Raw genomic sequence first — 26,043 nt, forward strand, 5'->3', positions numbered from 1 at the left:
GTCAAGACTCGTCGACCTCGGTCACCGGACCGAACGTCGCGCCGCGTCGGTAACCGTTGGTTCTGATGCAGACGTGTCCCTCGGGAGCCAACGGCTGTCCGCACAGCGGGCACGGAGCACGGCCCGCCGCGATGACGCGTTCGGACCGCACCGCGAATTCACGGGCCTGTACCGGGGTGAGGAACACCCGAACGGCATCGGGGCCCTCGTCGGTGTCGTCGAGAACGACCGATTCGTCCACCTCGACCTCGCTGACGGCCAACAGCTCCACCACGACGGCGTTGGCATCGGCGTCCCAGCCGAGCCCCATCGTGCCGACACGGAACTCGGTGTCGATCGGAGTCAGCAGCGGACTCGTGTCGACCGTATCGGCCTCCTCGGCCGGTACCTCTGCCCCGAAACGACGGTGCACCTCTTCGAGGAGAAGCCCCATCCGGTCGGCCAGTACCTGGACCTGCTGCTTCTCCAGCGCAACCGACACCACGCGGGCGTCGTGCACCGCTTGCAGGAAGAACGTTCGGTCGCCCGGTTCACCAACGGTCCCGGCAACGAAACGATCAGGGGTGCGAAAAACGTGTATGGCGCGCGGCATTGCACCTCCTAACGACTCGAACAGCTCCGCGAAGCGATTCGCGGAACTTTCATTATCGGCCACGGATCGACCGTGGACGGTATTGCTTGCCCTCCAGCCTGCCACCGATCGGGGTGTCAGCGCCGAATCGGAGCTCTAGGTGCCTGCCCCACCACCGACGACGGCGTCCGAAGAGTCCGCGTTGCCCGCTTCCGGCGTGCTGGGCTCCTCGGCCTTGGGTACGAACACGCTCAGGTCGGACCCGGTGTCGTTGGTCCGCAGCACGAAGGGTCGCGTCGAGGTGTAGCGAACGACACTGATCGATGCCGGATCGGCGACGATGCGCTGGAACGAATCGAGGTGGGCACCCATCGCGTCCGACAGCACCGACTTGATGACGTCCCCGTGCGAGCACGCCACCCACAACACGTCACGGCCGTGATGGGCGGCCAGCCGGGCGTCGTGTTCGCGCACGGCCTGCACGGCCCGTTGCTGCACCGCGGCCAGTCCTTCACCCTCGGGAAACACCGCGGCCGACGGATGCTGCTGCACCACCTTCCACAGCGGCTCGGCCAGCAATTCCTTGATCGTTCGACCGGTCCACTGCCCGTAGTCGACCTCGACCAACCGGTCCTCGACCAGCGGCGTGAGCCCGAGCCTGGCAGCCAACGGCTCGACGGTCTGCTCGCACCGCAGCAGCGGCGAACGAACGATCTCCGCGACCGGCAGGTCGCCGAGACGGTCGGCGACCGCCTGCGCCTGTTCACGACCACGATCGTCGAGCTCGACTCCCGCGCTCCGACCCGCGAGCGTGCCTGCGGTGTTCGACGTCGAGCGGCCGTGCCGAAGCAAGATGACTGTCATTGCACCGAGCCTAACGACCGGGGTCGTCCGACTCCGCTCCGGAGGCCACTGTGCCGAACGACTAGGTGGCGGACACGACCCCGCCGGCCAACAGACCGAGCACCACGACACCCAGCACGATGCGGTACCCGACGAACCAGTACAGCGAGTGGTTCGCGACGAACTTGAGCAGCCAGGCGATCGAGGCGTAGCCGAGGGCGAAGGCGATGATCGTGGCCACCAGCAGCTGCGGACCCGACGCGGCCAGTCCCGAGCCCACCGGCTCGAAGGCGTCGGGCAGCGAGAAGAGACCGGAGGCCGTGACCGCCGGAATGGCGAGCAGGAACGAGAATCGCACCGCTGCCTCGCGTTCGAGTCCGAGAAACAGGCCGGCGCTGGTCGTCGCCCCGGAACGGGACACACCCGGGATCAGAGCGAGACACTGCGCCAGACCCATGACGATGCCGTCCCGGGTGGTCAACTTCTCGATCGGGCGTTCCTTCCGGCCGACCTTCTCGGCGACTGCGATGACGACGGCGAACGCGATCAACATGAACGCGATGAGGTACAGGTTTCGGGCACCGGTTCGGATCTGGTCCTTGAACAGCAGTCCGAGAACGCCGATGGGAATGGTGGCGATGATCACGTACCACCCCATGCGGTAGTCGAGCCCGCGTTCGTCCTTCTTCGTCAGACCGACGAACCACGCTTTCACGATCCTGACGATGTCTCGCCAGAAGAACAGCAGCACAGCGGCTTCGGTGCCCAGCTGGGTCACCGCGGTGAAGGAGGCACCTGCGTCCTCGTTCCAGAACACACTGGACACGATGCGCAGGTGCCCGGACGAGGAGATCGGCAGGAATTCGGTCAGGCCCTGCACCGCACCGAGGACGATCGCCTGCAGCCACGTCATGTCGATCATGCGGCGTCACCCTCCGAGATCGGTGTCGATGGACTGATCACTGTCGATGCGCGGCCGCCGGCCCGCCCCCTGAGTTCGCGATTCACGGGCACGACCGTACCCGGCGCGGCACGTACGCACCGGGCGGCGCGGCGCACTACTGTGCACTGGCGGCAGTGCAGTTCGACACCGACGATTACACGTAAAAGGACATTCGGCACATATGAAGCAGAGATCGGTCGGCACCAGCGGACTTCGAGTCTCCAGACTCGGCCTCGGCACCCTCGGATGGGGTAGCGGAACCGACGGTGGCGACGCCGCGGCGCAGTTGTCGGCGTTCGCCGAGGCCGGTGGCACGCTCGTCGACACGTCTCCAGCATACGGGGACGGACGCGCGCAACGAGTGCTGGCCGAGTTGCTCGACGACGTGGTACCGCGGCACGAATTGGTGATCAGCAGCGCAGCGGGTCTCAGTTCGCGCTACGGCCGCTATCACGTGGACTGCTCGCGGCGCGGACTGCTCGGCCAACTCGACGCCACGCTGCGCGAACTCGGAACCGACTACCTCGATCTGTGGCAGGTGGCCACCTGGGACCCGATGACTCCGGTCGACGAGGTCGCCGCCACACTCGACTACGCCGTCACCAGTGGACGGGTCCGCTACACCGGAGCCCGTGGCTACCTCGGGTGGCAACTGGCGACGGCGGCAGGAGCAGCAGGCACCGGACGGATCGTGGCCACACAGGCGGAGTACTCGCTGCTGGCCCGCGGGATCGAGGACGAATTGATCCCCGCCGCAGACCACCACGGCATCGGTGTCCTCGCCGCGATTCCCCTCGCGGGCGGCGTGCTGACAGGCAAGTACCGCAGCGGAATACCGGCGGACTCACGCGGTGCCGACGAGGTGCACGCAGAGTCCGTGCTGACGTACCTGACCGACTCTGCCGTCAGCATCGTCGACGCCGCCGTCACCGCCGCCGACGGGCTGGCGACCTCTCCCCTGGTCGTCGCGCTCGCGTGGGCTCGGGACAGGCCGGGTGTGAGCAGCGCGATCGTGGGGGCTCGCGATCTGGCTCAGTTGATGGGCGCATTGATGGCCGAGGAACTCGAGCTGCCGCCCGCGATCGCGTCGGCCTTGGACGACGTCAGCGCCTGATCGCCTGCGAACATCGGACAGGCTAACCTTCGGTGGTGACCGTCAACCGTCTCGCCGCCGTGCTCCTCGTCGCCGGACTCCTGGTCGGCTGCTCGGCGAACACCCCCGCCGCAGGACCCGCGGACTCGATCGGCCCCCGCACCGCCGTCGTCGACGATCCGAATCCGGAACCGATCGCCGACGATCCGGCCGAGGCACTGCCCGTCAGCGTGACCGGATTCGACGGCGTCGCCGTCACGGTCACCGACAACAGCCGCATCGTCGCCGCCGACCAGTACGGCACGCTGGCCGAGACCGTCTTCGCGCTCGGACTCGGTGACAACCTCGTCGGGCGTGATACCTCTGCCGCATTTCCCGCGGCCGAGAACGTGCCCGATGTCACCCCGACCGGCCATTCTCTGAGTGCCGAGGGGATTCTGGCGCTGTCGCCGACCGTCGTCCTGACCGATACCAGCATCGGTCCACGCGCCGTGCAGGATCAGATCCGAGCCGCCGGCATTCCCGTCGTGTACTTCGATCCCACCCGCACTCTGGCAGGCGTCGCCACCCAGATCGAGGCCGTGGCGGCCGCCCTCGGTGTGCCCGACGCCGGGGCTGCCCTCGCCGAACGAACGAACGCCGAGATTTCGGCAGCGGCGAACGCGCCACCCGAGTCCACCGAACCGCCGAAGATCGCGTTTCTGTACATGCGCGGGCCTGCGATCACGATGCTCGCCGGGCCCGGCTCGGGAGCGGATGCACTGATCGAGGCTCTCGGAGCCAGGGACGCCGGTGTCGAATCGGGTCTGACCGAGCAATTCGTGCCGATCACCAGCGAAGCCCTGATCGCCGCAGCACCCGACGTGATTCTGATGATGACCAAGGGCCTGGAATCGATCGGTGGAATCGAGGGTCTGGAGCAGATCCCCGGAATTGCCCAGACCCCCGCAGGCCGAGAACGCCGGGTGGTGGACATGGACGACGGGACCATCCTCAGTTTCGGCCCGAACACCGGAAAGGTGTTGGTCGCACTGTCGAAGGCCGTGTACGACCCGGCGTCATGACCGACCGCACACCCGCCGAACGAGCCACGGGCCGAGGACGGGTTCTTGCCACCTTCGGAGCCCTGGTTGTGGCGCTGGTCGGCCTGGCGTTGATCTCGGCCGTTGTGGGGCAGGTGCCGACGACTCCGCTGGAAGTGTTGGGCAGCCTCGCGCATCGGGTGGGACTCGAGATCGGCCCGATGCCTGCACATCCCAGCGGCGAGGTGACGCTGAGGCAGGTCCGATTCCCACGGCTGACGCTGGCAATTCTCGTCGGCGCGTGTCTGGGCTGCGCGGGTGCGCTGCTCCAGGGGGTGTTCGCCAATCCACTGGCCGAGCCGGGTGTGGTCGGGGTCTCCTCGGGCGCTGCTGTCGGGGCCAGCTCGGTCATCGTGCTCGGCGGCAGCTTCGCGGGAGTGTGGAGCGTGGCGTTCGCCGCCTTCGTCGGCGGGCTCGTCACCACGATCGCCGTGTACTTTCTCGCTCGCAACGCAGGCCGCACCGAAGTGGTGACGCTCATCCTCACCGGCGTTGCAGTCAACGCCTTCGCCGGCGGTGTCATCGCGTTCTTCACCTTCGTCGCCAGTCCCGCCGCCCGCGATCGGATCGTGTTCTGGCAACTGGGGTCGCTCGCGGGCGCAACCTGGCAGTCGGTGGCGGTGGTCGGCCCGCTCGCGCTGCTCGGAATCGGAGCCTCCCTGGCGATCGCCCGCCGACTCGACCTGCTTGCGCTCGGTGAGAACGTGGCACGCCATCTGGGCGTGAACGTCGAACGACTCAGACAGTTCGCGATCGTCGTCGTCGCCCTGCTCGTTGCGTCCGGGGTGGCTTTCACCGGAATCATCCTGTTCGTGGGTCTGGTGGTTCCGCATGCCATACGGATGGTGCTCGGCCCCGCGCATCGACTCCTCATTCCGGCCAGCGCCCTCGCCGGGGCGGTCGTGCTTCTTGCTGCAGACCTCGTGACGCGGACTCTCGTCGCGAACGTCGACCTGCCACTCGGCATGGTGACGTCGCTGGCGGGTGCCCCGTTCTTCTTCTGGCTGCTTCGCCGTACCCGGGCTCGCCAGGGCGGTTGGGCATGATGGGACGCACAGCACGCCGCGACATCCCGGTCATCCCTGAACCGGGTTCGAACGCCCTGGTCGCCCGCGGAGTCTCCGCACGACGTGGGGACGCGACGGTGTTGTCCGGGGTCCACCTCGACGTGGTGGCCGGCGAGATACTGGCGCTGGTGGGACCCAACGGCGCAGGCAAATCGACGCTGCTGTCGGTCCTGGCGGGAGACACCGAGCCCAGCGCCGGATCGGTGCTGCTGGGCGACGAACCGCTGTCCCGCATCCGCTCGGTGGACGTGGCGAGGCGACGCGCTGTGCTGCCTCAGCAGCACAGCGTCGGATTCGCGTTCACGGCCGGCCAGATCGTCCGGATGGGCCGAGCCCCCTGGGCCGGTACCTCGGCGGCACGCCACGACGACGACCGCATCGAAGCGGCCATGACTGCGTGCGACGTGACGGCCTTCTCGCATCGACCGTTCGCATCGCTCTCCGGCGGCGAGCAGGCCCGGGTCGCACTGGCCCGCGTCATCGCCCAGGACACGGCGACGATCATGCTGGACGAGCCCACCGCAGCACTCGACCTGGGACATCAGGAGTCGGTGATGGCCGTGGTGCGTTCACTCGCCGCCGCAGGCCGCGCCGTGGTCGTCGTGCTGCACGATCTGGGCCTCGCGGCGGCCTACGCCGATCGCGTCGCGATCCTGGACTCGGGTGAACTGATCGCAACCGGTCCGCCGCGGGAGGTGCTCACCGCCGCAACGCTGGCCCGGGTGTATCGACACCCCGTCGACGTGTTCGATCATCCCGACACCGGCGAACAGCTGGTGGTTCCCCACCGTGTCAGAAACCCTCCAACACGGAATTGACCCGGTTGAAGAAGGACCGCACTGCCGTGGTGTCGCGCTGTGACGCATCGGACAGCTGCTGCGCGTGGGCGACCGCATCACGCACCACTCCGACGATGCTGCGCTCGTCCGTCAGATCGACTTCGGTGACCGAATGCTCGGCCACCGCTTCGACCTCGGACCGGTCCGGTACCGGGGATTGCACATCGGCGCGGTATATCTCCACGTACAGGGTGCTCCTGTGCACCCGAAACGCGAACGCCCGGCCGTCGTCGGTGCGCCCGAAGCCGTTCGGATGCGTTCCCGCGTTCACTTCCTCGACGACGAAGTGTGTTTCCTCGGTTCCCACGTCCACTCCCATGTCGTGCACTGACCTCGGACGATCACGCTACCGCGTCCTCCGCCGAGACCGAGCGGCAACCAGATCCGCCGTGGTGGATTTCGCCGAGATCGCCGCACGCTGGTACAGATGTGGCAGCGCCTCCACCGGCAGCATCTTCTCGAGGAAGTAGGTTCGGCCTCATGCGAACACCGTCGACCCGTTCGATTCGGGCGGCAGTCGCGTCCGCGCTCGCCGTCGTCACAGTCCTGTCGGTCGGCGGGTGCTCCAGCGACGACGAGAACGCCGACGACATCTCCGTCGAGCCCCTACCGCCGGCGGAGTCCCCCGAACCGACCGTGACCCCCGCCGGTACCGTCGGCGCGTTCGCGCCCGTGGACGCCCTCAGTTTCGACCCCGTCACGCGAACCCTGGTGGCGCTGACCGACGCATCGACGACGGTGACCCTCGTCCGCGACGGAGCCGCAGCCGAGACCCGCGTGGTCGACCTGGGCTCGACGGCAGCAGAACTCGTCGCCGGACGGGACTCGACAGTGCTCGTCCCGATGGACGGCGCCGTCGCGAGGATCGCCGTCGCGGACGGACAGCGCACCGACCTGACGGTCGACGCCGACGCGCTGTCCGCAGCAGACCTGCCCGACGGCACGACGGCCGTCGGCGACGACACCGGCACGGTGCGCGTGCTCGATCCGAACGGTCAGGTCACCACCACGATCTCCGGCGGCAGCGTGACCTCAGCCGATGCTCTGGCCAGTACACCGAACGGTGTCTCGGTCCTCGATCGTCGCCAGACGTCGGTGACCGACCTGAATCTGGACGACGGCACCCTCGGAGTGGCCTTGCGCGCAGGCGAAGGTGCCGCGGAGATGACGAGCGACGAGTTCGGCCGCCTTCTGGTCACCGATTCGACCGGTACCGAGTTGCTCGTCTTCACCTCGCACGACCTGCTGATGCGGCAACGGTTTCCGGTCGGGTCGCAGCCGTGGGCGATCGCCTACGATGAGCAGTCCGGTGTCGCATGGGTGACGCTTCCCGCGTCCAACGAGGTGGTCGGGTACACACTCGACACCGGAATTCCGGTCGAGGTCACGAGGTTGGCCACTGTGCGGCAGCCGAATTCGGTTGCCGTCGACGCCGACACGGGCGACTTGTACGTGGGATCGGCAACCGGTGACGGGCTGCAGCGTATCCCCGCTGCGGGTCGCTGAGCTCGAAGCAGGAGTGGAGCCTGCAGGAACGACCGATAGGGCAGGAGTGGAGCCTGCAGGAACGACCGATAAGGACGGAGGAGGCATGTGAACGCACACGAGAGTTCGGCACCTGGCCGCGCGAAGATGCCCGTCGGATGGGAAGTGTCGCCGTCCGACGACTGGGAGTACGTGCCGTTGCGGTTGCCACCGGACGTGACCCGTGTGACGGCCTCGATGCGTCTGGCGATTCAGGCGGAGTTCGGCGGCTGGGAACTGTCGCGGGTTCGCCTCTACACCGACGGCAGCAGGCGTGTGCTGCTCAAACGCAAGAAGACCGCGCATCACATCCCCGAGCCCGGAATCTGAGCGCCTCGCAGTACTGTTCGACCGCACGATCGCTGAATCACAGCACGAGTTCTACCCTGCCAGATCGACCGGAGAGAAGACCGTGGGAGACCGCCTGTACCGCGTCCTGTTGCGCCTGATGTTCCTCGTGCCACCGGAGAGGATTCACCATCTGGCGTTCGGTGTGCTTCGCGCTGTCGCCGCGGTGCCTCCGCTCCGCTTTCTGGCCGAGAAGATGTTCGTGGTCGACGATCCCCGACTGCGCTCGACGGTGTTCGGCGTCGACTTCCCGGCTCCGCTCGGTCTCGCGGCCGGTTTCGACAAGAATGCCGACGGAATCGATGCGTGGGGGCCGATCGGATTCGGTTTCGCCGAGATCGGCACCGTGACCGCGCAGAGCCAGCCGGGCAATCCGACTCCGAGACTGTTCCGGTTGCCTCTCGACCGGGCCATCGTCAACCGGATGGGCTTCAACAACCACGGTGCCGAGCACGCGGCCCAGCGCGTCCGTGCCAGGCGCACCGGTATCCCGATCGGCGCCAACATCGGCAAGACCAAGATCGTCGAGCCGGACGGTGCCGCCGCGGACTACACGGCCAGCGCCCAACTTCTGGGCCCGTTGGCGGACTTCGTCGTCGTCAACGTCAGCTCCCCCAACACCCCTGGACTGCGTGACCTGCAGGCCGTGGAATCGCTGCGACCGATCCTGGTGGCGGTGCAGTCGGTGGTGACGGTCCCGGTACTGGTCAAGATCGCCCCCGACCTGTCCGACGAGGACATCGACGCCGTGGCCGATCTGGCCGTCGAACTCGGTCTCGACGGGATCGTGGCCACCAACACGACGATCTCCCGCGCCGGTCTGCGCACCGACGCAGAACTGGTTGCCGGAATGGGAGCCGGCGGCCTGTCCGGTGCTCCGTTGGCCGACCGCTCGCTCGAGGTACTGCGACGCCTGTACCGCCGAGTGGGTACGCATCTGGCGCTGATCTCCGTCGGCGGAATCGAGACCGAGGCGCAGGCATGGGAACGCATCACCGCGGGCGCGTCACTGGTGCAGGGCTACACCGGGTTCGTCTACGGCGGCCCGCTGTGGATCGAGAATATTCACCGCGGACTGGCCGCTCGGCTCGAGCAACACGGGTTCGCCACGATCGCCGATGCGGTGGGCTCGGCGAACAAGCCCTGAACCGCCGGGTGCCGGAACATAAGTCCGGCACCCGACGACCGAGCTCAGGCCTCGTAGATGCCGGTGAGGACCGCACGACCGATGGCGTGCGAGAACAGATTGAAACCGAGGTAGGCCGGGGTGGCCGTCTCGTCCACTTCGAGCCGTTCCACGTCCACCGCGTGAACCACGATGAAGTAGCGGTGCGGGCCGTGGCCTGCCGGCGGTGCAGCACCGATGTAGCGGAACAGGCCCGCATCGTTCTTGAGCGTCACCGCGGTGCTGGGCACCCCGGTCCCGCCGTCGTCGCCCGCGCCGGACACCAGCGATGTCGTCTCGACGGGGATGTTCGCCACTGCCCAGTGCCAGAAGCCGGATGCCGTCGGCGCGTCGGGATCGTAGACGGTGACAGCGAAGCTCTTGGTGCCCTCGGGGAATCCGGACCAGGACAGCTGCGGGGAGTTGTCGTGCCCACCGGCTCCCATGATTCCACTGACCTGCTGAGCGGCCAGTGTCTTGCCGTCCTCGACGTCCTCGGACGTCAACTCGAAGGACGGTAGGTCCGGAAGCGAGTCGTATGGGTTGTACGCCACGATGGTTCCTTTCGTATCAGCTGTGCAGCAAGAAGTGTTCGAGTACCTGTGTACCGAACTCCAACGATTCCACGGGTACTCGTTCGTCGATGCCGTGAAACAACGCCGCGAAATCCAGTTCCGGCGGCAACTTCAGTGGAGCGAAGCCGAAACAGCGAATACCGATGCGCGCGAATGCTTTTGCGTCGGTTCCACCGGAGAGCATGTAGGGAACGGTTCGACCGTTCGGATCGTGTGCCAACACTGCGTCGTTCATCGCATCGACGAGATCACCGTCGAAAGTGGTCTCGTACGGTTCCAGTTTCGTGATCCACTCGCGTTCGACGTTCGGGCCGATCAACTCGTCGACCTCCTTCTCGAAGGCCGCCTGCCGCCCCGGCAGCACTCGGCAGTCCACCACTGCCGTCGCCGTCTGCGGAATCACGTTGGCCTTGTAGCCGGCCGAGAGCATCGTCGGGTTCGCTGTGTCGCGCAGGGTCGCTCCGACGATGCGGGCGATGCTGCCGAGCTTGAGCAGGGTGCCGTCGATGTCCGGTGACGTCGGATCGAAATCGAGCCCGGATTCCTCCGAGACCGCCTGCAGAAACTGCGAGACCGACTCGGTGAGCACCAGCGGGAACGTGTGATTGCCCAGTTTCGCCACTGCTTCGGCCAGGTACGTCACGGCGTTGTCGTCGTGCAGAAACGATCCGTGCCCGGCTCGCGCCTTCGCCGTCAGCCGCATCCACGCCAGGCTCTTCTCCGCCGTCTCGACCATGTAGAGCCGCTTCTCGGTGCCGTCCGGGCGGGGGACGGTCAGGGAGAAACCGCCGACCTCGCCGACTGCCTCGGTGACGCCCTCGAACAGGTCCGGTCGGTTGTCGACCAACCAGTGCGATCCGTACTTGCCACCTGCCTCCTCGTCCGCCAGGAACGCGAACAGGATGTCGCGCGGTGGGACGGTTCCGTTGGACTTGAACTGTCGGGCCAGCGCCAGGGCCATGCCGACCATGTCCTTCATGTCCACCGCGCCCCGGCCCCACACGTACCCGTCCTCGACGGCCCCGGAGAACGGATGCACGCTCCAGTCGGCGGGCTCGGCCGGCACGACGTCCAGGTGTCCGTGGAGCAGCAGCGCGCCGCGAGAGGAGTCCGATCCGCGCAGCCAGGCGAACACGTTTCCTCGACCGGGGGCCCCGGACTCGACGTACTCCGTCTCGTAGCCCACTTCCTCGAGTTTGCTCGCCACCCACTCGGCACATTCCTTCTCGCCGACCGTGGTGTCGAGCTCCCCCGTGTTCGAGGTGTCGAACCGGATGAGGGAACTGACGAGATCCACGACCTCGTCGAGGGCAACGGTGGCGTCGATATCGGTTGGGTTTCCGGGATTGCTCACATCGTTGGGCACACGTCGTTCCTACCACCAGAATCCGCTCCGGGCACCATGAGAAACGGCCTCGAGGACGAACTGACGTGGGGATTTGGGTTATCGGGAACCCGTCGGATAATCTTACGCAGCACACAGCGGCCGGCTGTGAAAGCAACAAAAGAATATGCGGCAGCGGTCGCACTTGTCCGAGTGGCGGAATGGCAGACGCGCTAGCTTGAGGTGCTAGTGTCCTATTAACGGACGTGGGGGTTCAAGTCCCCCCTCGGACACCGTCTGAAAGATGTAGCCAGACAGAAATTTTTACAGATCTGAGTTGAGACAGACGAAACGGACCCTGATTCTTCGGAATCGGGGTCTTTTTCGTTCTGCACTCGCTCCCTTCGGCTCGAAGGGGCCGATGCTAGGAGACCGACGATGAACGCGATCGACCCGACCGATCTCGAGACGTGCCTGCGCGTGCTGAAGCAGGCGGCCGAGCTGGACAAGAACCATCCCGATTCGATCGCTGTCCAGCGCGCCTCCGGTGCCATGTTCAAGGACCTCAAGCGTGCTCGACGCGTCGCGGCACGCAACGCTGTCAACGCGGCCGACCGCGCCGTCGTCGCCGCCACCGCAACAGGATCCCCGGACCGGATCGACGACGAGACAGCAGGCCTCTCCCTCACCTCCCGCGCCGAGGGAGACATCGCGGGCACGCTGATCAAGGCCCGCCCCTGCTACATCTGCAAGCAGCGCTACACCCACGTCGACTCGTTCTATCACCAGCTGTGCCCGGAGTGCGCGACGCTCAATCGCGGCAAGCGCAACGCTCGAACCGACCTGTCCGGACGTCGGGCGTTGCTGACCGGCGGGCGAGCGAAGATCGGCATGTACATCGCTCTTCGACTGCTCCGCGACGGTGCTCACACCACGATCACCACTCGCTTCCCCAACGATGCCGTACGTCGCTTCGCAGCGATGGACGACAGCGATCAGTGGCTGCACCGTCTGCGCGTCGTCGGTATCGATCTTCGCGATCCGGCTCAGGTGGTGGCACTTGCCGACTCCGTCGCCGCCGAGGGGCCTCTGGACATCCTGATCAACAACGCCGCACAGACCGTCAAACGCTCCCCCGGCTCCTACAGTGCACTGGCCGATGCGGAAGCCGAACCATTGCCCGCCGCCCTGACCGAGGGGGCAGGACCGCAGCGCATCACGTTCGGCAAGACCAGCGATGCGCACCCCGCGTCACTGGCGAGTTCGTTACCCGCCACGGCGATCGGCGGCCGATCGACTGCTGCCCTGAGCGCGGACGACGTGGCCTCCCTCGCCATGGTCGCCGGCTCGGTCACGGCCGAGAGGATCGAGAGCGGGCTCGCCATCGACGCCGGGGGTCTGGTACCCGATCTCGCCGAGACCAACAGCTGGATCCACACCGTCGAGCAGGTCGACCCGGTGGAACTGCTCGAGGTGCAGCTCTGCAATTCCGTCGCACCCTTCATCCTGGTCTCGCGGCTCCGCACCGCGATGGAGGCCTCCGACGCTCGACGAAAGTACGTCGTCAACGTCTCTGCCATGGAGGGCCAGTTCGGCCGCGCATACAAGGGGCCGGGCCATCCCCACACCAACATGGCCAAGGCCGCGTTGAACATGCTGACGCGCACCAGCGCGAAGGAGATGCTCGACAGCAGAATCTTGATGACCGCCGTCGACACCGGCTGGATCACCGACGAACGGCCGCACCCCACCAAGATGCGGCTCGCCGACGAGGGTTTCCATGCTCCACTCGACCTGGTGGACGGGGCCGCGCGGGTGTACGACCCGATCGTGCAGGGAGAGCTCGGAAACGATCTGTACGGCTCGTTCCTCAAGGATTATCAGCCCTCACCCTGGTGATTTTCGCGTGCGTCCCCCTCGGCGAACGCGTACTGCGATACTCGTAACTCGAAGTCGTTGCGCGTGAGCGAACGGCCCATCTTCACGCACCGATAGGCGGTCACCATGGGCGAGGACGTCGAGCGCCGTAAGTTCACCAGGCAGGATCGGCACGAGTTCCGCCAGAAGGTCCAGGACTGTCTCGATGCCCTGGCGGTCATGTTGGCCGACGAGACCTTCCACGTCGGTGAACCGCAGATCGGCATGGAGATCGAGCTCAATCTCGTCGACGACGACATGGAGCCGTCGATGGCCAACGCCGCCGTGCTCGACGCCATCGCCGACCCCGACTATCAAACCGAGCTCGGACAGTTCAACGTCGAGATCAACGTCGACCCTCGGCCACTGCGCGGTGCGTCGATCGCCGAGTTGGAGACGGACCTGCGCAGATCGCTGAATGCGGCGGATGAACGCGCCCGCACCTCCGGTAGCCGTCTGGCCATGATCGGCATGCTCCCGACTCTGGACGAGGAACACTTCGAGCACCGGTGGCTCTCGGCGAATCCGCGCTACGACCTGCTCAATCAACAGATCTTCGCCGCGCGCGGTGAAGACATCGAACTGAAGATCGGTGGAGTGCGGCTGCCCGGTGCCGCTGCCGCCGAGGACCTCGACATCGTGACCGACACGATCCTGCCCGAGGCAGCCTGCACGTCGGTTCAGCTCCACCTGCAGGTGGCTCCGGACGAGTTCGCATCGTATTGGAATGCAGCGCAAGCTCTTTCGGGCGTCCAGGTGGCGCTCGCCGCCAACTCGCCGTTCTTCGCCGGTCGCGCGCTGTGGCACGAGACTCGTATCCCGTTGTTCGAGCAGGCCACCGACACCAGGCCGCAGGAGCTCAAGAATCAGGGAGTCCGACCACGGGTGTGGTTCGGCGAACGGTGGATCACCTCGATCTTCGATCTGTTCGAGGAGAATTCGCGCTACTTCCCTGCGTTGCTTCCCGTCTGCAGCGAGGAGGACCCCAAAGCTGCGCTGGCCGAGGGCAAGACACCGTCACTGTCCGAACTGCGCATGCACAACGGAACCGTCTACCGGTGGAACCGACCGATCTACGACCGGTCCGGCGACGGCCACCACATTCGGCTCGAGAATCGAGTCCTCCCGGCCGGACCGTCGGTGGTGGACACCCTCGCCGACGCGGCGTTCTACTACGGAACCGTCCGCGCACTGGCCGATGCAGACCGCCCGCTGTGGTCCCAGATGTCGTTCGACGCGGCCGAGGAGAACGTGCACTCCGCCGCCCGCGGCGGGTTCGATTCGATGCTCTACTGGCCCGAGGTGGGCTGGGTGAGTCCGCAGGAACTGGTGTTGCGCCGGCTGCTGCCACTGGCCGACGCCGGACTGGCCGCGTACGGCGTCGACGCGCCGGTCCGCGACCGCTATCTCGGGGTGATCGAAGCGCGGTGCCTGGCCAAGCAGTCCGGCTCGGTGTGGCAGCGCAACGCCGTCGTCGCCCGTGAACGCGCCGGTGAGAAGCGCGATCGCGCCCTCGCCGGAATGCTCGGCGATTACGTCACCCTCATGAACGCCGGAGAACCCGTGCACACCTGGACGAACTGACGGCGCGTCGACTCGCAGGGGTGACCCGCGTTAGTGTCGCTGGTATGAACTCGCCAGCATCCGACTCGACCGTCGGCCCCGATCGCACTCACGACATCGTCGTCTACGGCGTCACCGGCTTCGTCGGGAAACTGACGGCGAAGTACCTCGCCGAGCATGCACCGGCCGACACCCGGATCGCCCTCGCCGGGCGCTCGACGGCGCGGGTGGAGGCCGCCAGGAAGGAACTGGGCTCCAGGGCTCAGCAGTGGTCCGTTCTCGAGGCCGACGCCACCGACGTCGCATCGCTCGAGGCCATGGCCCGATCGACCCGAGTCGTCATCACCACGGTCGGCCCCTACGCCAAGTACGGCCTGGAATTGGCGACGGCGTGCGCCGAGGCCGGGACGGATTACGTCGACCTCACCGGCGAGGTGCTGTTCGCTCGCGAGAGCATCGACACCAATCACGAGATCGCTCAGCGCACCGGGGCCCGCATCGTCCACTCGTGCGGCTTCGATTCCATCCCGTCCGACATCGGCGTACACGCCCTGTACGAGGCCGTCACCGCGGACAACGCCGGGGAGCTGACCGACACGACCCTGGTGGTCACGTCGATGTCCGGTGGGGTCAGCGGTGGCACCATCGACTCGCTGCGAGGGCAGATCGAGGCGATGAAGAAGGACAAGCGGGCCCGACGCATCGCCGCGCGGCCGTACTCGCTCAGTCCCGATCGCGGCCTCGAGCCGCAACTCGGTCGCCAACTCGACACCGTACTGATCGACGGCAAGAAGATCGACCCGAGCCTGCGCGGTTGGAAAGCACCGTTCGTGATGGCCTCGTACAACACGCGAGTCGTCCGGCGGACCAACGCACTTCGCGACTGGGCCTACGGAAAGCAGTTCCGCTACAGCGAGGTGATGAGTGTCGGCTCGTCGTTCGCCAGCCCCGTCCTCGCCGGTGCTCTGTCGGCTGGGCTTTTCGTCGGCGTGTCCGCGATGACTGTGCTTCCGAGCAAGGTGCTCGATCGCATTCTGCCCAAGCCGGGCACCGGCCCCAGTGAAAAAGCCCGCGAGAAGGGACATTTCACGGTCGACCTGTACACCCTCACCACATCGGGGGCTCGCTACCGGGCCCGGGTCAAGGCCTCGGGAGATCCCGGCTACAAGGCCACCGCAGTCATGCTGGCCGAGTCGGCACTCGCACTCGTGCACGGCGGTGACGCCCTGCCGAAGGCCAGCGGAGTCCTCACTCCGGCCACTGCGATCGGCGACGTCCTCGTGGACCGTCTCAATGCTGCCGGTATGGAGATCTGGGCCAAGCGCAGTTGATGTCGGGAACGGCAGTCCCCTCGGCGCGGTGCCCGCACCCGTGAGTGCTTGGCTCGCGGCGACACTGCCGGTGGCGACCATCGCTGCCGAATCGGTCGGTGCCCTGGGTACCGCAGTCGGCAGGCTGAGGGGTGTTCTCGAACCGTCTTCGACCGGCGCGGTCCCGACGGCATCGGCGGAGCGGATAGCAGCATCGTTCATGGGGGACTCGATGGTGCGCCTCGACGGTGCACCGGTGCAGCCGTTCGCAGATCTGTCCGGCTTCTTCCGCGTGTCCGACGGCTGGGTGAGAACTCACGCGAACTATCCGCACCACCGGACTGCGCTGCTCGAGACGGTCGGTCTCGACGAAGATTGCGGCACAGAAGAATTCGCGGAGCGGGTGGCGGGGATCACCGCTGTGGAGCTCGAATGGTCGTGCGCACAGAACGGCGCTCTCGCAGTGCGGGTCCGCACCGAAGACCAGTGGCCCGCCGAGCCCGCAGGTGGTGCAGCCGAGTCCGGTCCGGTGATTGCACGCTCGAACGACACGGGCTCCGACACATGTCGAGTTCCCCGATTCCGAGGGACTACCGCTGCTCCGCTGGCCGGGGTCCGGGTGTTGGACCTGACCCGCGTCATCGCCGGACCGGTGGCCACCCGCGCGCTCGCCCTGTTCGGTGCCGAGGTGCTCCGCGTGGATCCGCCCCACCGCCCCGAGATCAGCTGGCAGCACATGGAAAACGGTCAGGGGAAGCGTTCGGCGACGGTGGACCTGAACACGCGTGAAGGGCGTGCAGTGATGAACCGACTGCTCGAGTCCGCCGATGTCTTGGTCACCGGGTACCGCCCGGGCGCTCTCGCACGGTTCGGACTAGAACACCGAGCGGACGTCCTGCATGGACGGGGCAGTGCGTGGAGTACCCACGGACCATGGTCGGATCGGCGGGGCTTCGACAGTCTCGTCCAGGCTGCCACCGGCATCTCGGTACTCGAAGGCAGTGGTGGAGAACCCGGGCACCTGCCGGCCCAGGCGCTGGACCACGCCAGCGGGTATCTACTGGCCGCAGGGATCGTCGGCGAGCTGGCCGATCGCGCGAACGGAACGGGTTCGACCGCCTCCGTCGAGGTGTCGTTGGCCCGGACGGCCGCATGGCTACTGCAACTACCAGGGCGGGATCCGCATCACGGCCCTCGGGCGACGCCGCCGCCCGACTGTGTCGTGACCCACGGGCGTGTCACGACAGCACGGCCGGTTTTCGACGATCATGCCGACTACCCGTTTCCCGCACGCCCGTGGGGCACCGATGAGGCAACCTGGGGGTGAAGGCGAGCCGAGGCCGGATCAGTGGCGTCCGGCGGTCGCCGCTGCCTCGGAATAGAGCTCCTTGGCTTCCTCGGTCGAGTCGACCTGAGGCGGTGAGCCTTCCAGAGGTTGGGTGGCGGACTCGCGCAGGAATCCGACGGCGACGAGGCCGACGAGACCGCTCACGACGAGGTAGTACGCAGGGATCATCGGGCTACCGGTCGAGCTGACCAACGCCGAGGTCACCAACGGCGTCGTACCCCCGAAGATCGACACGGACAGGTTGAAGCCGATCGACAGCGCCGCGTAACGAATCCGGGTGGGAAACAGGGCCGGTAGCGTCGATGCGCTCGGCGCCGCGAAACAGGCCAGAACGAGGCCGAGGAGCAAGCACGCGATCAGCGGACCCAACCACCCGCTACTGCGCAGCAGCAAGAAGCAGGGCACGGCGAGAACGATCTGCCCGACGGCACCGAAGACGAACACCGGTTTGCGGCCGATTCGGTCGGTGAGCCTGCCGACACCCACGATGACGCTCACCACGACGACCATCGCCGACAGGACGAGCAAGTCCGCACTGAGCTGACTTCGACCGACGACCTCGGTGAAGTACGTGGGTAGATATGACGTCACCATGTAGTTGGTCACGTTGTACAACAACACGATTCCCATGCAGATCAACAGCGCCCGCCAATGATCGGTGAAGATCTTCCCGATCGACCTCCGGCCGCTCTCCTGCGCCTTGACCTTGTTGTCGTGTTCGTCGAGTTGCTTGCGGAACGCGGGCGTATCTTCCAGCTTGAGCCGCAGGTACAGCCCGATCAGCCCCATCGGACCCGCGACGAAGAACGGTATGCGCCAACCCCATTCGATCATGGTGGCGTCGCCCAACACCGCGTTGAGGATCGTCACCAGGCCCGAGCCCATCGCGTAACCGACGAAGGTGCCGAAGTCGAGCCAACTTCCGAGGAACCCGCGCCGCTTGTCGGGTGAATATTCTGCGATGAACGTCGTTGCACCGCCGTATTCACCACCGGTGGAGAAGCCTTGGACCAAGCGGGCGACGAGCAGCAGAATCGGTGCCCAGATGCCGATGGTCGCGTAACTGGGGATGAGGCCGACAGCCAGAGTGCCGATCGCCATCATGATCATGGTGGCGGCCAATACCTTCTGCCGACCGATCCGGTCACCGAGCGGCCCGAAGAACAGGCCGCCGAGCGGACGAACGACGAACGCTGCCGCGAACGTGGCGAACGTCGAGATGAGTTGCACCGCAGGCGTGGCATCGGGATAGAACACCTTGCCCAACGTTGCCGCCAGATAGCCGTACACACCGAAGTCGAACCACTCCATCGTGTTGCCGAGAGCAGCTGCCGAGACGGCGCGCTTGAGCATCGGCTGATCGACCACAGTGATGCCCTCCTCCGAGAGCGCCGGCTTCGTGCGCATCCGTTTCGAGAACGCAACGCGGCGAAGATGCTGGACGTGGCGGCGTCCCCATGTGGCCTGCTCTCGGCCGGGTTCGAGACTGGGCACTGATGTCATTCGTTCAACGTTAGCCAGGCAAACGATTCGTTTTCAAACGACCGCTGTGCAGATCGACGCACACACTCGGGCGAATGCCCAGGTGAACGCGCGCAACGACGAATGTGCCACACCGCTTTGGCAATCGAGGCATTACGGTCAATGCGGACAACGGTTTCCGCGGCGGATTGTCACCGAACGGGCGGGTACTGGCACGATGGACCAGTGCCGAACCACGATTACGGACTCACGCTGAACTGGACGGGCAACCGCGGTGCTGGGACCACCGGTGCCGAAGCCTACGACCGCGATCACATCGTGTCGGCACCCGGGAAACCCGACCTGCACGCGAGCTCCGATCCGAGCTTCCGCGGCAATCCCGAACGCTGGAATCCCGAGGAGATGCTCGTCGCCTCGCTGTCCAGTTGCCACATGCTCTGGTACCTCGGACTCGCGGCCGCATCCGGAGTGGTGGTCACCGAATACACCGACTCCCCCACCGGAGTGATGACCGAGCAATCCGATGGTTCGGGTCAGTTCGTCGAGGTCACTTTGGCTCCGGTCGTGACCGTCGTCGACCCGTCGATGGTGCCGCGCGCCGAGAAACTGCACGCGTCCGCGTCGTCGAAGTGCTTCATCGCGCGATCGGTCAACTTTCCGGTGCGGCACACCCCGACGACGGAGGTCGCATCGTGACCGTGCCCATGATCGTCGACGTCGACACCGGAATCGACGATTCTCTCGCCTTGCTGTACCTGCTGGCCAGCGAGGATGCCGAGATCCTCGGTATCGCATCCACCGCGGGCAATGTGCCGGTGAACCAGGTTGCCGCGAACAATCTCGCCTGGCTCGACCTGTGCCGCGCGGGTGATGTCGAGGTCTCGCTCGGCGCACAGGTACCCCTCGTGGCGCCGCTGATGACCACCGAGGACACCCACGGCCCGCAAGGCATCGGGTACGCGGAGCTTCCGGTGTCCACGCGATCGTTGTCCGACCGGGACGCCACCACGATGTGGGTGGAGCTGGTTCGTTCGCGACCGGGTGAGATCACCGGACTGGTCACCGGTCCGCTGACCAATCTCGCGCTGGCGATCCGTCGGGACCCCGAGCTACCTCGACTCCTGAAGCGACTGGTGTTGATGGGCGGCGCATTTCAGCACCAGGGCAACACGACACCGACCACCGAATGGAACATCGCCGTCGACCCCGAGGCCGCAGCGGAAGTGTTCGCAGCCTTCTCCGGACTACCGCCGGAACGACATCCCATCGTCTGCGCGCTCGACATCACCGAGACCATCGAAATGACCCCCGATCACATCCGACGGCTGGCAGCGCGAGCGCGGAGCCTTCCGCCCGAGGTGATCTCGCCCGACGACGCACCGGGTGTTCGATCGACGGCGTCGAACCCGATCGTGCGGCACTTCTCCGATGCGGTGCGGTTCTACATGGAATTCCATCGCGATCACGATCAGGGATTCTTGGCGCACATGCACGACCCCTTCGCGGCGGCCGTCGCACTGGATGCCGATATCGCCACCTACCGTCATGCGACCGTCGACGTCGAACTCGTCGGAACCCTCACGCGCGGAACGACGGTCGCGGACTGGCGCGGTATGTGGGGCAAGGCCCCCAATGCGGCGATCGCAACACACACCGATCCCGAGGCATTCTTCGATCGACTCATCGAACGCGTCGGAGCTCTTGCAGACCGGCTCTATCCCGCGCTCCCGGCCGCCGGGGCAGATTCAGGAGTCGAACGCGTCGAGTAGCTCCTGGGCGGCCAGAGCGGCCGTCAGAGAACCGTCGCGTACCCGGGCTTCGACGTCGCCGCGGATGGCCTTGACGGATGGGTTCTGCGCCAGCCGGCGCAGCAGTTGGTCGTTGACCATCGTCCACGTCCAATCGACCTGCTGCTTGCGACGCTTCTCCGCGAATTCGCCTGCGTCACTGAGCACTTGCTGATGGCGCAGCACGGTGTCCCAGTACTCGTCGAGTCCGGTGCCCTCGATGGCGCTCATGGTCAACACCGGGGGCTTCCAGATCGCATCGTGCGGATAGATCAGCCGCAGCGCGCCCGCCAATTCCCGCGCCGCGTTCTTCGCGTCGGTCGCGTGCTTGCCGTCGGCCTTGTTGACGGCAACCAGATCGGCGAGTTCGAGAACGCCCTTCTTGATGCCCTGCAACTGATCTCCGGTACGCGCGAGCGTCAGGAACGTGAAGCAGTCGACCATGTTCGCGACCGTCACCTCGGACTGCCCGACGCCCACCGTCTCCACCAGAATGACGTCGAAGCCTGCCGCTTCGAGGAGCACGATCGTCTCCCTCGTCGCACGTGCGACACCACCCAGGGTCCCCGAGGTCGGAGACGGCCGAATGTATGCGTTCTCCTGCACCGCGAGACGCGACATCCGGGTCTTGTCACCCAGGATCGAACCACCGGTCCGCGTCGACGACGGATCGACGGCGAGCACTGCGACCCGGTGCCCCTTCTCGATCAAGCGCATCCCCAGCGCGTCGATGAAGGTCGACTTGCCGACCCCCGGCACGCCGGTGATACCGACGCGATGGGAACCACCCGCATCGGGCAGAACCCGAAGAAGCAACTGCTGAGCCAGATCACGATGATCCGAGCGAGTGGACTCGACCAGCGTGATGGCACGCGCCAGCCCGGAACGCTCGTTCGCACGGACCGAATCGGCCACCGCGTCGATGTCGATGGTTCGGCCTCTCGGCGACGGTGCACCGGTCGGAGAACCCGTCTTGTCGTTCGGAGAACCCATACTCAGGCGTTGGCCTCGCGTGGTGCGTGCCCCAGCGCAACGGAGAGCTTCTCCACCAGCCCGATCGCCGCGTCGGCGATGACGGTGCCCGGAGGGAAGATCGCCGCAGCGCCCGCCGCGTAGAGCTCGTCGAAATCGCCGGGCGGGATGACGCCACCGACGACGATCATGATGTCCTCACGGCCGACTTCGGCCAAGGCCTGTCGCAAGGCGGGCACCAGCGTCAGATGGCCTGCGGCCAGCGACGACACCCCGACGACGTGAACGTCGTTGTCGGCGGCCTGCCGGGCCACCTCCTCGGGGGTCTGGAACAGCGGGCCGACGTCGACGTCGAAGCCGATGTCCGCGAACGCCGTGGCAATGACCTTCTGACCTCGATCGTGCCCGTCCTGCCCCATCTTGCACACCAGAACGCGAGGCCGACGGCCCTCGTCCTCGGCGAACTGCTCGACCAGCGCGGTGGCGCGCGTGATGTTCTCGGATTTGCCTGCCTCGTCGCGGTACACACCACTGATTGTCCGGATTTCGGCCTGATGGCGCCCATAGACCTTCTCCAGTGCATCGGAGATCTCGCCGACGGTGGCCATCTTGCGTGCCGCGTCGATGGCGAGAGCCAGCAGGTTGTTCTCCATCCCCGGCTGGTCCGAGGCCGCCGCTCTGGTCAGGTTCGCCAGGGCTGCCTCGACCTCGGCGGTGTCCCGTTCGGCCCGCAGCCGCTCGAGCTTCTCTATCTGCTCGCGCCGAACCTTGGAGTTCTCGACCTTGAGCACCTCGATGGTGTCGGGCTCGTCGGGCACGTACTTGTTGACGCCCACCAGGGGTTGACGGCCGGAGTCGATCCGCGCCTGGGTGCGGGCCGCAGCCTCCTCGATGCGCAACTTGGGGATGCCCTCGCCGATGGCCTGAGCCATGCCGCCTGCTTGCTCGACCTCGGCGATGTGTGCTCGAGCCCGATTCGCGAGCTGGTGGGTGAGCCATTCGACGTAATGCGAGCCGCCCCACGGATCGATCGGGCGCACGGTGTTGGATTCCTGCGCGATGAGCAGCTGGGTGTTGCGGGCGATGCGCGCCGAGAAGTCCGTCGGCAGCGCGAGTGCCTCGTCGAGGGCGTTGGTGTGCAGCGACTGGGTGTGCCCCTGGGTGGCCGCCATCGCCTCCACACAGGTGCGGGCAACGTTGTTGAACACGTCCTGTGCCGTCAAGGACCAGCCCGACGTCTGCGAATGAGTGCGCAGCGAACGGGATTTGGCGCTCTTGGGCTCGAACTGCTGCACGAGCTCGGCCCACAGCAGACGCCCGGCACGCAGCTTGGCGACCTCCATGAAGAAGTTCATTCCGATGGCCCAGAAGAACGACAGTCGCGGTGCGAAGGTATCGATGTCCATGCCTGCATCCAGACCGGCCCGGATGTACTCGACACCGTCCGCGAGGGTGTAGGCGAGTTCGAGATCGGCTGTGGCTCCGGCTTCTTGGATGTGGTACCCGGAGATGGAGATCGAGTTGTACTTGGGCATCTTCTCGCTGGTGTACGCGAAGATGTCCGAGATGATGCGCATCGACGGTTTCGGCGGATAGATGTAGGTGTTGCGCACCATGAACTCTTTGAGAATGTCGTTCTGGATGGTGCCGGCGAGTTTCTCCGGGCCGACGCCCTGCTCCTCGGCGGCCGCGACGTACAGCGCCAGGATCGGCAGCACCGCGCCGTTCATGGTCATCGAGACCGAGACGCTGCCGAGGTCGATGCCGTCGAACAGTTGCCGCATGTCGTAGATGGAATCGATGGCGACGCCTGCCATTCCGACGTCACCTTGCACTCGGGGGTGATCGGAGTCGTAGCCGCGGTGGGTGGCCAGGTCGAACGCGACCGACAGACCCTTCTGGCCGGCCGCCAGGTTACGGCGATAGAACGCGTTGGACTCGGCCGCCGTGGAGAAACCTGCGTACTGGCGGATGGTCCACGGCTGGTTGACGTACATCGTCGGGTACGGCCCGCGGAGAAACGGCGGAGCACCCGGGTAGCTGTGCAGCGGGTAGCCCTCGGCCTCGGCGGCTGCGCGGTCTGCCTCGGTGAACACCGGCTTGACGTCGATGCCCTCGGGGGTGGACCACACCACCTGCTCGGGCGTGTAGAAGTTGGCCTTCGCGCCCTGCCGAACATGGGCGTCGACGTCCTGGGCCGACGGCGGCGTCGGCGTCGGCTCGTCGGGGTCGACCAGTGGCACGTCGGCGAAACTGCCGATGGTGTGCGAGATTCGGTTCTCGTCGGTCGTCACTTCGAGGCTCCCAGGGTGTCGAGAAGTTCGGTCAGCACTGCCACGGCGTCGATCTTCGCGGTCAGAAATCCGTCGGGACGCGAGGTGCCCTCGGTGCCGGTGAAGATCTTCTCGGGGCCGGCAAGCAGCACCTGGGTGACGCCTGCGGCCCGCAATGCATCCACGGCAGTGGCGGCCTCGTCGGCGTACCGCTTGTCGGTTCCGCACACCACCGCTATCCGAGCTCCGGACGTCTCTACCGATCCGGCGATTCCGTCGACGGTCAGGGGGCCGGGATCGACGGCCTCGATTCCGCCCGACGCCAGCAGGTTCGACGCGAACGTCGTTCGGACATTGTGTTCGGCGACGCTGCCCAGCGGCACCAGGAGCACCGTCGGGCGCGAATCGTGCTCGGCCAGATAGGCATCCGACCGGTCTCGCAGCGACTCGAATGCCCGGCCGTACCGATACACCGTTGTCGAGCCCTGCGGCGCGGTTCGTTGGGGATCGAGCGGAGCCTCGGCCAGGTTGGGAAATTCGTTGACGCCCGTCAGCGGGGTGACTCGGTGAGCGATGTCGGAATCGCGTTCGGCGCGGGTCTTCTCGATCGCAGTCATCAGCGAACCGTCGTCGACGGCGGCGCGGAAACCGCCGGACGTTTCGATGGTCTGGAAGAACTCCCAGGCCTTCGCCGCGACCGCTGCCGTCAGCTCCTCGATGTACCAGGACCCGGCACCGGGATCCAGGACCCGTCCGAGATGCGCTTCTTCGAGCAGCAGCAGCTGGGTGTTTCGGGCGATACGGGCCGCGAACGTCTTCGACACCCCGGCTGCGCCCCCGGCGAGTGCCGCATCGAACGGGAGCACGGTCACCGAATCGGCACCGCCCACTCCCGCTCCGAACGACGCCAGCGTGGTCCGCAGCATGTTCACCCACGGATCCCGCTGCGACATCATCGCTTCCGAGGTCACCGCATGCTGAGGAGCGTCGCCGGCGTCGGGGGCTCCGCACACCTGCGCGATGCGCGCCCACAGCGTGCGAGCGGCCCGGAACTTGGCGATGGTCTGGAACTGGTCGTCGGTGGCCGAGAACCGGAACTCGATCTGTCGCAGGGCATCGGCGATGCCGATACCGGCATCGGTCATGGACCGGAGGTACTCGAGTCCTGCGGCGATCGCCGCACCGAGCTCCTGTGCGTCGCTGCCACCGAGATTGTGGAACACGGTGCCGTCGACCGTGATCGCACGAATCGTCTCGGCACGACCGATCGACTTGCGAGCCAGCTCGAGCGCCTCGGTCATCTCGATCGACTCGGTTCCGCTCAACCCGGCTGTGAGAGTGGACACGCCCAGCCGGATGTCGACTGCGGCGCGCTCGTCGATATCGGCGGAGTCGAGCACCTCGAACACCGCCGCTGCCGCTGCGGACACGTCCCCGCGCGCATCGATCGTCAGCGGTGCGAGCTCGAGAAACACCCCACGCAGAACCTCCGGCAGAGCGGTCGGGTCGACGCCACCGTTGCCGACCGTCAACCACAGGGCGCTGGTGCCGTTGGAGAGCGAATCGAGAATCTGGGTGTTCGCAGTCGCCGCGTCGTCGGCACCGTCGCCCCGGACCGAGCCGTGGCGGGTGCACACCTTCCAGCCCGCGTTGACGTCGCGGTGGGGGTCGCGTCCCCGCAGGTAGGGGAACTGCCCGGGCAGCGGACCTTCCGGTCGTTCGTCGAAGGCGGTGTACAACGGGGACACGGTGATCCCGTCGTACGTCGTGGAATCGAGTAGGTGTTCGGCATCGGCCGGCAGATCGGACACCTCGACCCGACGCGATTTGGCCAGGACACCTGCCACTGCCTTCTGCCAGGCCGCATGAGCGCTGCGTGCGGCATCTTCGTGCGACGCGATGGACACGTGTGCTGCTCCCTCGGTTCGGCCGGGTAGTCCTTCGCCCGACGTGAAGTGATGCTAACCCCACCGAGTTGCACATTATCGTGAGGATCACCTCACGTTCGATCGTGCAG

General features: G+C 66.3%; 23 protein-coding genes and 1 tRNA gene. 14 read left to right on the plus strand and 10 right to left on the minus strand.

The genetic code is table 11. The features are described from left to right. Window position 1 precedes the first annotated feature (1 nt). From CH249_RS21830 to CH249_RS21840, 3 genes are all read right to left on the minus strand, one after another. The gene (locus tag CH249_RS21830; RefSeq protein ID WP_032398057.1) at window positions 2-592 is read right to left on the minus strand and encodes a DUF3090 domain-containing protein; all 591 of its coding nucleotides are present in this window, start codon (window positions 590-592) and stop codon (window positions 2-4) included. 135 nt (window positions 593-727) lie between these two features. Further along, window positions 728-1,435, minus strand: a complete 708-nt coding sequence (locus CH249_RS21835; protein ID WP_094682781.1) for a histidine phosphatase family protein — start codon at window positions 1,433-1,435, stop codon at window positions 728-730. A 61-nt stretch (window positions 1,436-1,496) separates the two neighbouring features. Then, on the minus strand, window positions 1,497-2,327 hold the full coding sequence (locus tag CH249_RS21840; protein ID WP_371828408.1) for an undecaprenyl-diphosphate phosphatase: 831 nt from the start codon (window positions 2,325-2,327) through the stop codon (window positions 1,497-1,499). Window positions 2,328-2,538: 211 nt separating this feature from the next. On the opposite strand from CH249_RS21840, the gene CH249_RS21845 reads away from it, so the two are divergent. From CH249_RS21845 to CH249_RS21860, 4 genes are read left to right on the plus strand one after another with little or no spacing between them, the layout of a single operon-like run. Beyond that, on the plus strand, window positions 2,539-3,471 hold the full coding sequence (locus CH249_RS21845; RefSeq protein ID WP_094682782.1) for an aldo/keto reductase: 933 nt from the start codon (window positions 2,539-2,541) through the stop codon (window positions 3,469-3,471). Between the two features lie 35 nt (window positions 3,472-3,506). Continuing rightward, on the plus strand, window positions 3,507-4,514 hold the full coding sequence (locus CH249_RS21850) for a hemin ABC transporter substrate-binding protein (protein ID WP_094682783.1): 1,008 nt from the start codon (window positions 3,507-3,509) through the stop codon (window positions 4,512-4,514). After that, window positions 4,511-5,578 carry an iron ABC transporter permease gene (locus CH249_RS21855; protein WP_094682784.1) on the plus strand — a complete coding sequence of 356 codons (1,068 nt, stop codon included), beginning with the start codon at window positions 4,511-4,513 and terminating at the stop codon, window positions 5,576-5,578. The genes CH249_RS21850 and CH249_RS21855 overlap by 4 nt, the downstream gene beginning before the upstream one ends. Further along, window positions 5,575-6,417, plus strand: coding sequence for a heme ABC transporter ATP-binding protein (locus tag CH249_RS21860; RefSeq protein ID WP_094647922.1), 843 nt, complete (start codon window positions 5,575-5,577; stop codon window positions 6,415-6,417). The genes CH249_RS21855 and CH249_RS21860 overlap by 4 nt, the downstream gene beginning before the upstream one ends. On the opposite strand, the gene CH249_RS21865 is transcribed toward CH249_RS21860, so the two are convergent. Then, window positions 6,392-6,757, minus strand: a complete 366-nt coding sequence (locus CH249_RS21865; RefSeq protein ID WP_052050357.1) for a hypothetical protein — start codon at window positions 6,755-6,757, stop codon at window positions 6,392-6,394. The genes CH249_RS21860 and CH249_RS21865 overlap by 26 nt on opposite strands. Window positions 6,758-6,918: 161 nt before the next feature. On the opposite strand from CH249_RS21865, the gene CH249_RS21870 reads away from it, so the two are divergent. The 3 genes from CH249_RS21870 (at window position 6,919) to CH249_RS21880 (ending at window position 9,457) form a co-directional block, all read left to right on the plus strand. Next, the gene (locus tag CH249_RS21870) at window positions 6,919-7,944 is read left to right on the plus strand and encodes a YncE family protein (RefSeq protein ID WP_094682785.1); all 1,026 of its coding nucleotides are present in this window, start codon (window positions 6,919-6,921) and stop codon (window positions 7,942-7,944) included. Window positions 7,945-8,070: 126 nt separating this feature from the next. After that, window positions 8,071-8,292 (plus strand): DUF5703 family protein, encoded by a 222-nt coding sequence (locus CH249_RS21875; protein WP_032377864.1) that lies wholly within the window; start codon window positions 8,071-8,073, stop codon window positions 8,290-8,292. A 94-nt stretch (window positions 8,293-8,386) separates the two neighbouring features. Then, a complete protein-coding gene (locus tag CH249_RS21880; protein ID WP_094648009.1) occupies window positions 8,387-9,457 on the plus strand; it encodes a quinone-dependent dihydroorotate dehydrogenase in 1,071 nt (356 codons plus the stop codon). 44 nt (window positions 9,458-9,501) lie between these two features. Here the strand turns inward: CH249_RS21880 and CH249_RS21885 are convergent, their stop codons facing one another. Then, window positions 9,502-10,029: a YbhB/YbcL family Raf kinase inhibitor-like protein gene (locus tag CH249_RS21885; RefSeq protein ID WP_032398050.1), complete on the minus strand. Its 528-nt coding sequence runs from the start codon at window positions 10,027-10,029 to the stop codon at window positions 9,502-9,504. Window positions 10,030-10,045: 16 nt separating this feature from the next. After that, window positions 10,046-11,377, minus strand: coding sequence for a M20/M25/M40 family metallo-hydrolase (locus tag CH249_RS21890; protein WP_094630096.1), 1,332 nt, complete (start codon window positions 11,375-11,377; stop codon window positions 10,046-10,048). 204 nt (window positions 11,378-11,581) lie between these two features. Between CH249_RS21890 and CH249_RS21895 the strand changes: the two genes are divergently transcribed. From CH249_RS21895 to CH249_RS21915, 5 genes are all read left to right on the plus strand, one after another. After that, window positions 11,582-11,667 (plus strand) — tRNA-Leu (locus CH249_RS21895). A 145-nt stretch (window positions 11,668-11,812) separates the two neighbouring features. Then, on the plus strand, window positions 11,813-13,273 hold the full coding sequence (locus CH249_RS21900; RefSeq protein ID WP_094629997.1) for an SDR family NAD(P)-dependent oxidoreductase: 1,461 nt from the start codon (window positions 11,813-11,815) through the stop codon (window positions 13,271-13,273). Window positions 13,274-13,378: 105 nt separating this feature from the next. Next, entirely contained in the window at window positions 13,379-14,875 is a 1,497-nt protein-coding gene (locus tag CH249_RS21905; protein ID WP_094682786.1) for a glutamate-cysteine ligase family protein, read from the plus strand. A 44-nt stretch (window positions 14,876-14,919) separates the two neighbouring features. After that, entirely contained in the window at window positions 14,920-16,185 is a 1,266-nt protein-coding gene (locus CH249_RS21910; RefSeq protein WP_094682787.1) for a trans-acting enoyl reductase family protein, read from the plus strand. Between the two features lie 40 nt (window positions 16,186-16,225). Beyond that, window positions 16,226-17,491 (plus strand): CoA transferase, encoded by a 1,266-nt coding sequence (locus CH249_RS21915; protein ID WP_256988413.1) that lies wholly within the window; start codon window positions 16,226-16,228, stop codon window positions 17,489-17,491. A gap of 18 nt (window positions 17,492-17,509) precedes the next feature. Here the strand turns inward: CH249_RS21915 and proP are convergent, their stop codons facing one another. Continuing rightward, window positions 17,510-18,919 carry a glycine betaine/L-proline transporter ProP gene (proP, locus tag CH249_RS21920; RefSeq protein WP_373453532.1) on the minus strand — a complete coding sequence of 470 codons (1,410 nt, stop codon included), beginning with the start codon at window positions 18,917-18,919 and terminating at the stop codon, window positions 17,510-17,512. A 300-nt stretch (window positions 18,920-19,219) separates the two neighbouring features. On the opposite strand from proP, the gene CH249_RS21925 reads away from it, so the two are divergent. Further along, window positions 19,220-19,690: an OsmC family protein gene (locus CH249_RS21925; RefSeq protein ID WP_256980545.1), complete on the plus strand. Its 471-nt coding sequence runs from the start codon at window positions 19,220-19,222 to the stop codon at window positions 19,688-19,690. 8 nt (window positions 19,691-19,698) lie between these two features. Further along, window positions 19,699-20,763: a nucleoside hydrolase gene (locus CH249_RS21930; protein WP_256988462.1), complete on the plus strand. Its 1,065-nt coding sequence runs from the start codon at window positions 19,699-19,701 to the stop codon at window positions 20,761-20,763. Here CH249_RS21930 and meaB read toward each other — a convergent pair. Genes meaB through mutA form a run of 3 tightly spaced genes read right to left on the minus strand, consistent with a single transcriptional unit; the run spans window position 20,740 to window position 25,933 of the window. Beyond that, a complete protein-coding gene (gene meaB, locus CH249_RS21935) occupies window positions 20,740-21,774 on the minus strand; it encodes a methylmalonyl Co-A mutase-associated GTPase MeaB (protein WP_094630001.1) in 1,035 nt (344 codons plus the stop codon). The two genes, CH249_RS21930 and meaB, sit on opposite strands and share 24 nt — an antisense overlap. A gap of 2 nt (window positions 21,775-21,776) precedes the next feature. Then, window positions 21,777-24,047, minus strand: coding sequence for a methylmalonyl-CoA mutase (gene scpA / locus CH249_RS21940; protein WP_094682789.1), 2,271 nt, complete (start codon window positions 24,045-24,047; stop codon window positions 21,777-21,779). Then, the gene (gene mutA / locus CH249_RS21945) at window positions 24,044-25,933 is read right to left on the minus strand and encodes a methylmalonyl-CoA mutase small subunit (protein WP_094630003.1); all 1,890 of its coding nucleotides are present in this window, start codon (window positions 25,931-25,933) and stop codon (window positions 24,044-24,046) included. The genes scpA and mutA overlap by 4 nt, the downstream gene beginning before the upstream one ends. Between the last annotated feature and the right edge of the window lie 110 nt (window positions 25,934-26,043).

The sequence above is a fragment of the Rhodococcus sp. 05-2255-3B1 genome, assembly GCF_002258545.1.
Lineage (GTDB): Bacteria > Actinomycetota > Actinomycetes > Mycobacteriales > Mycobacteriaceae > Rhodococcoides.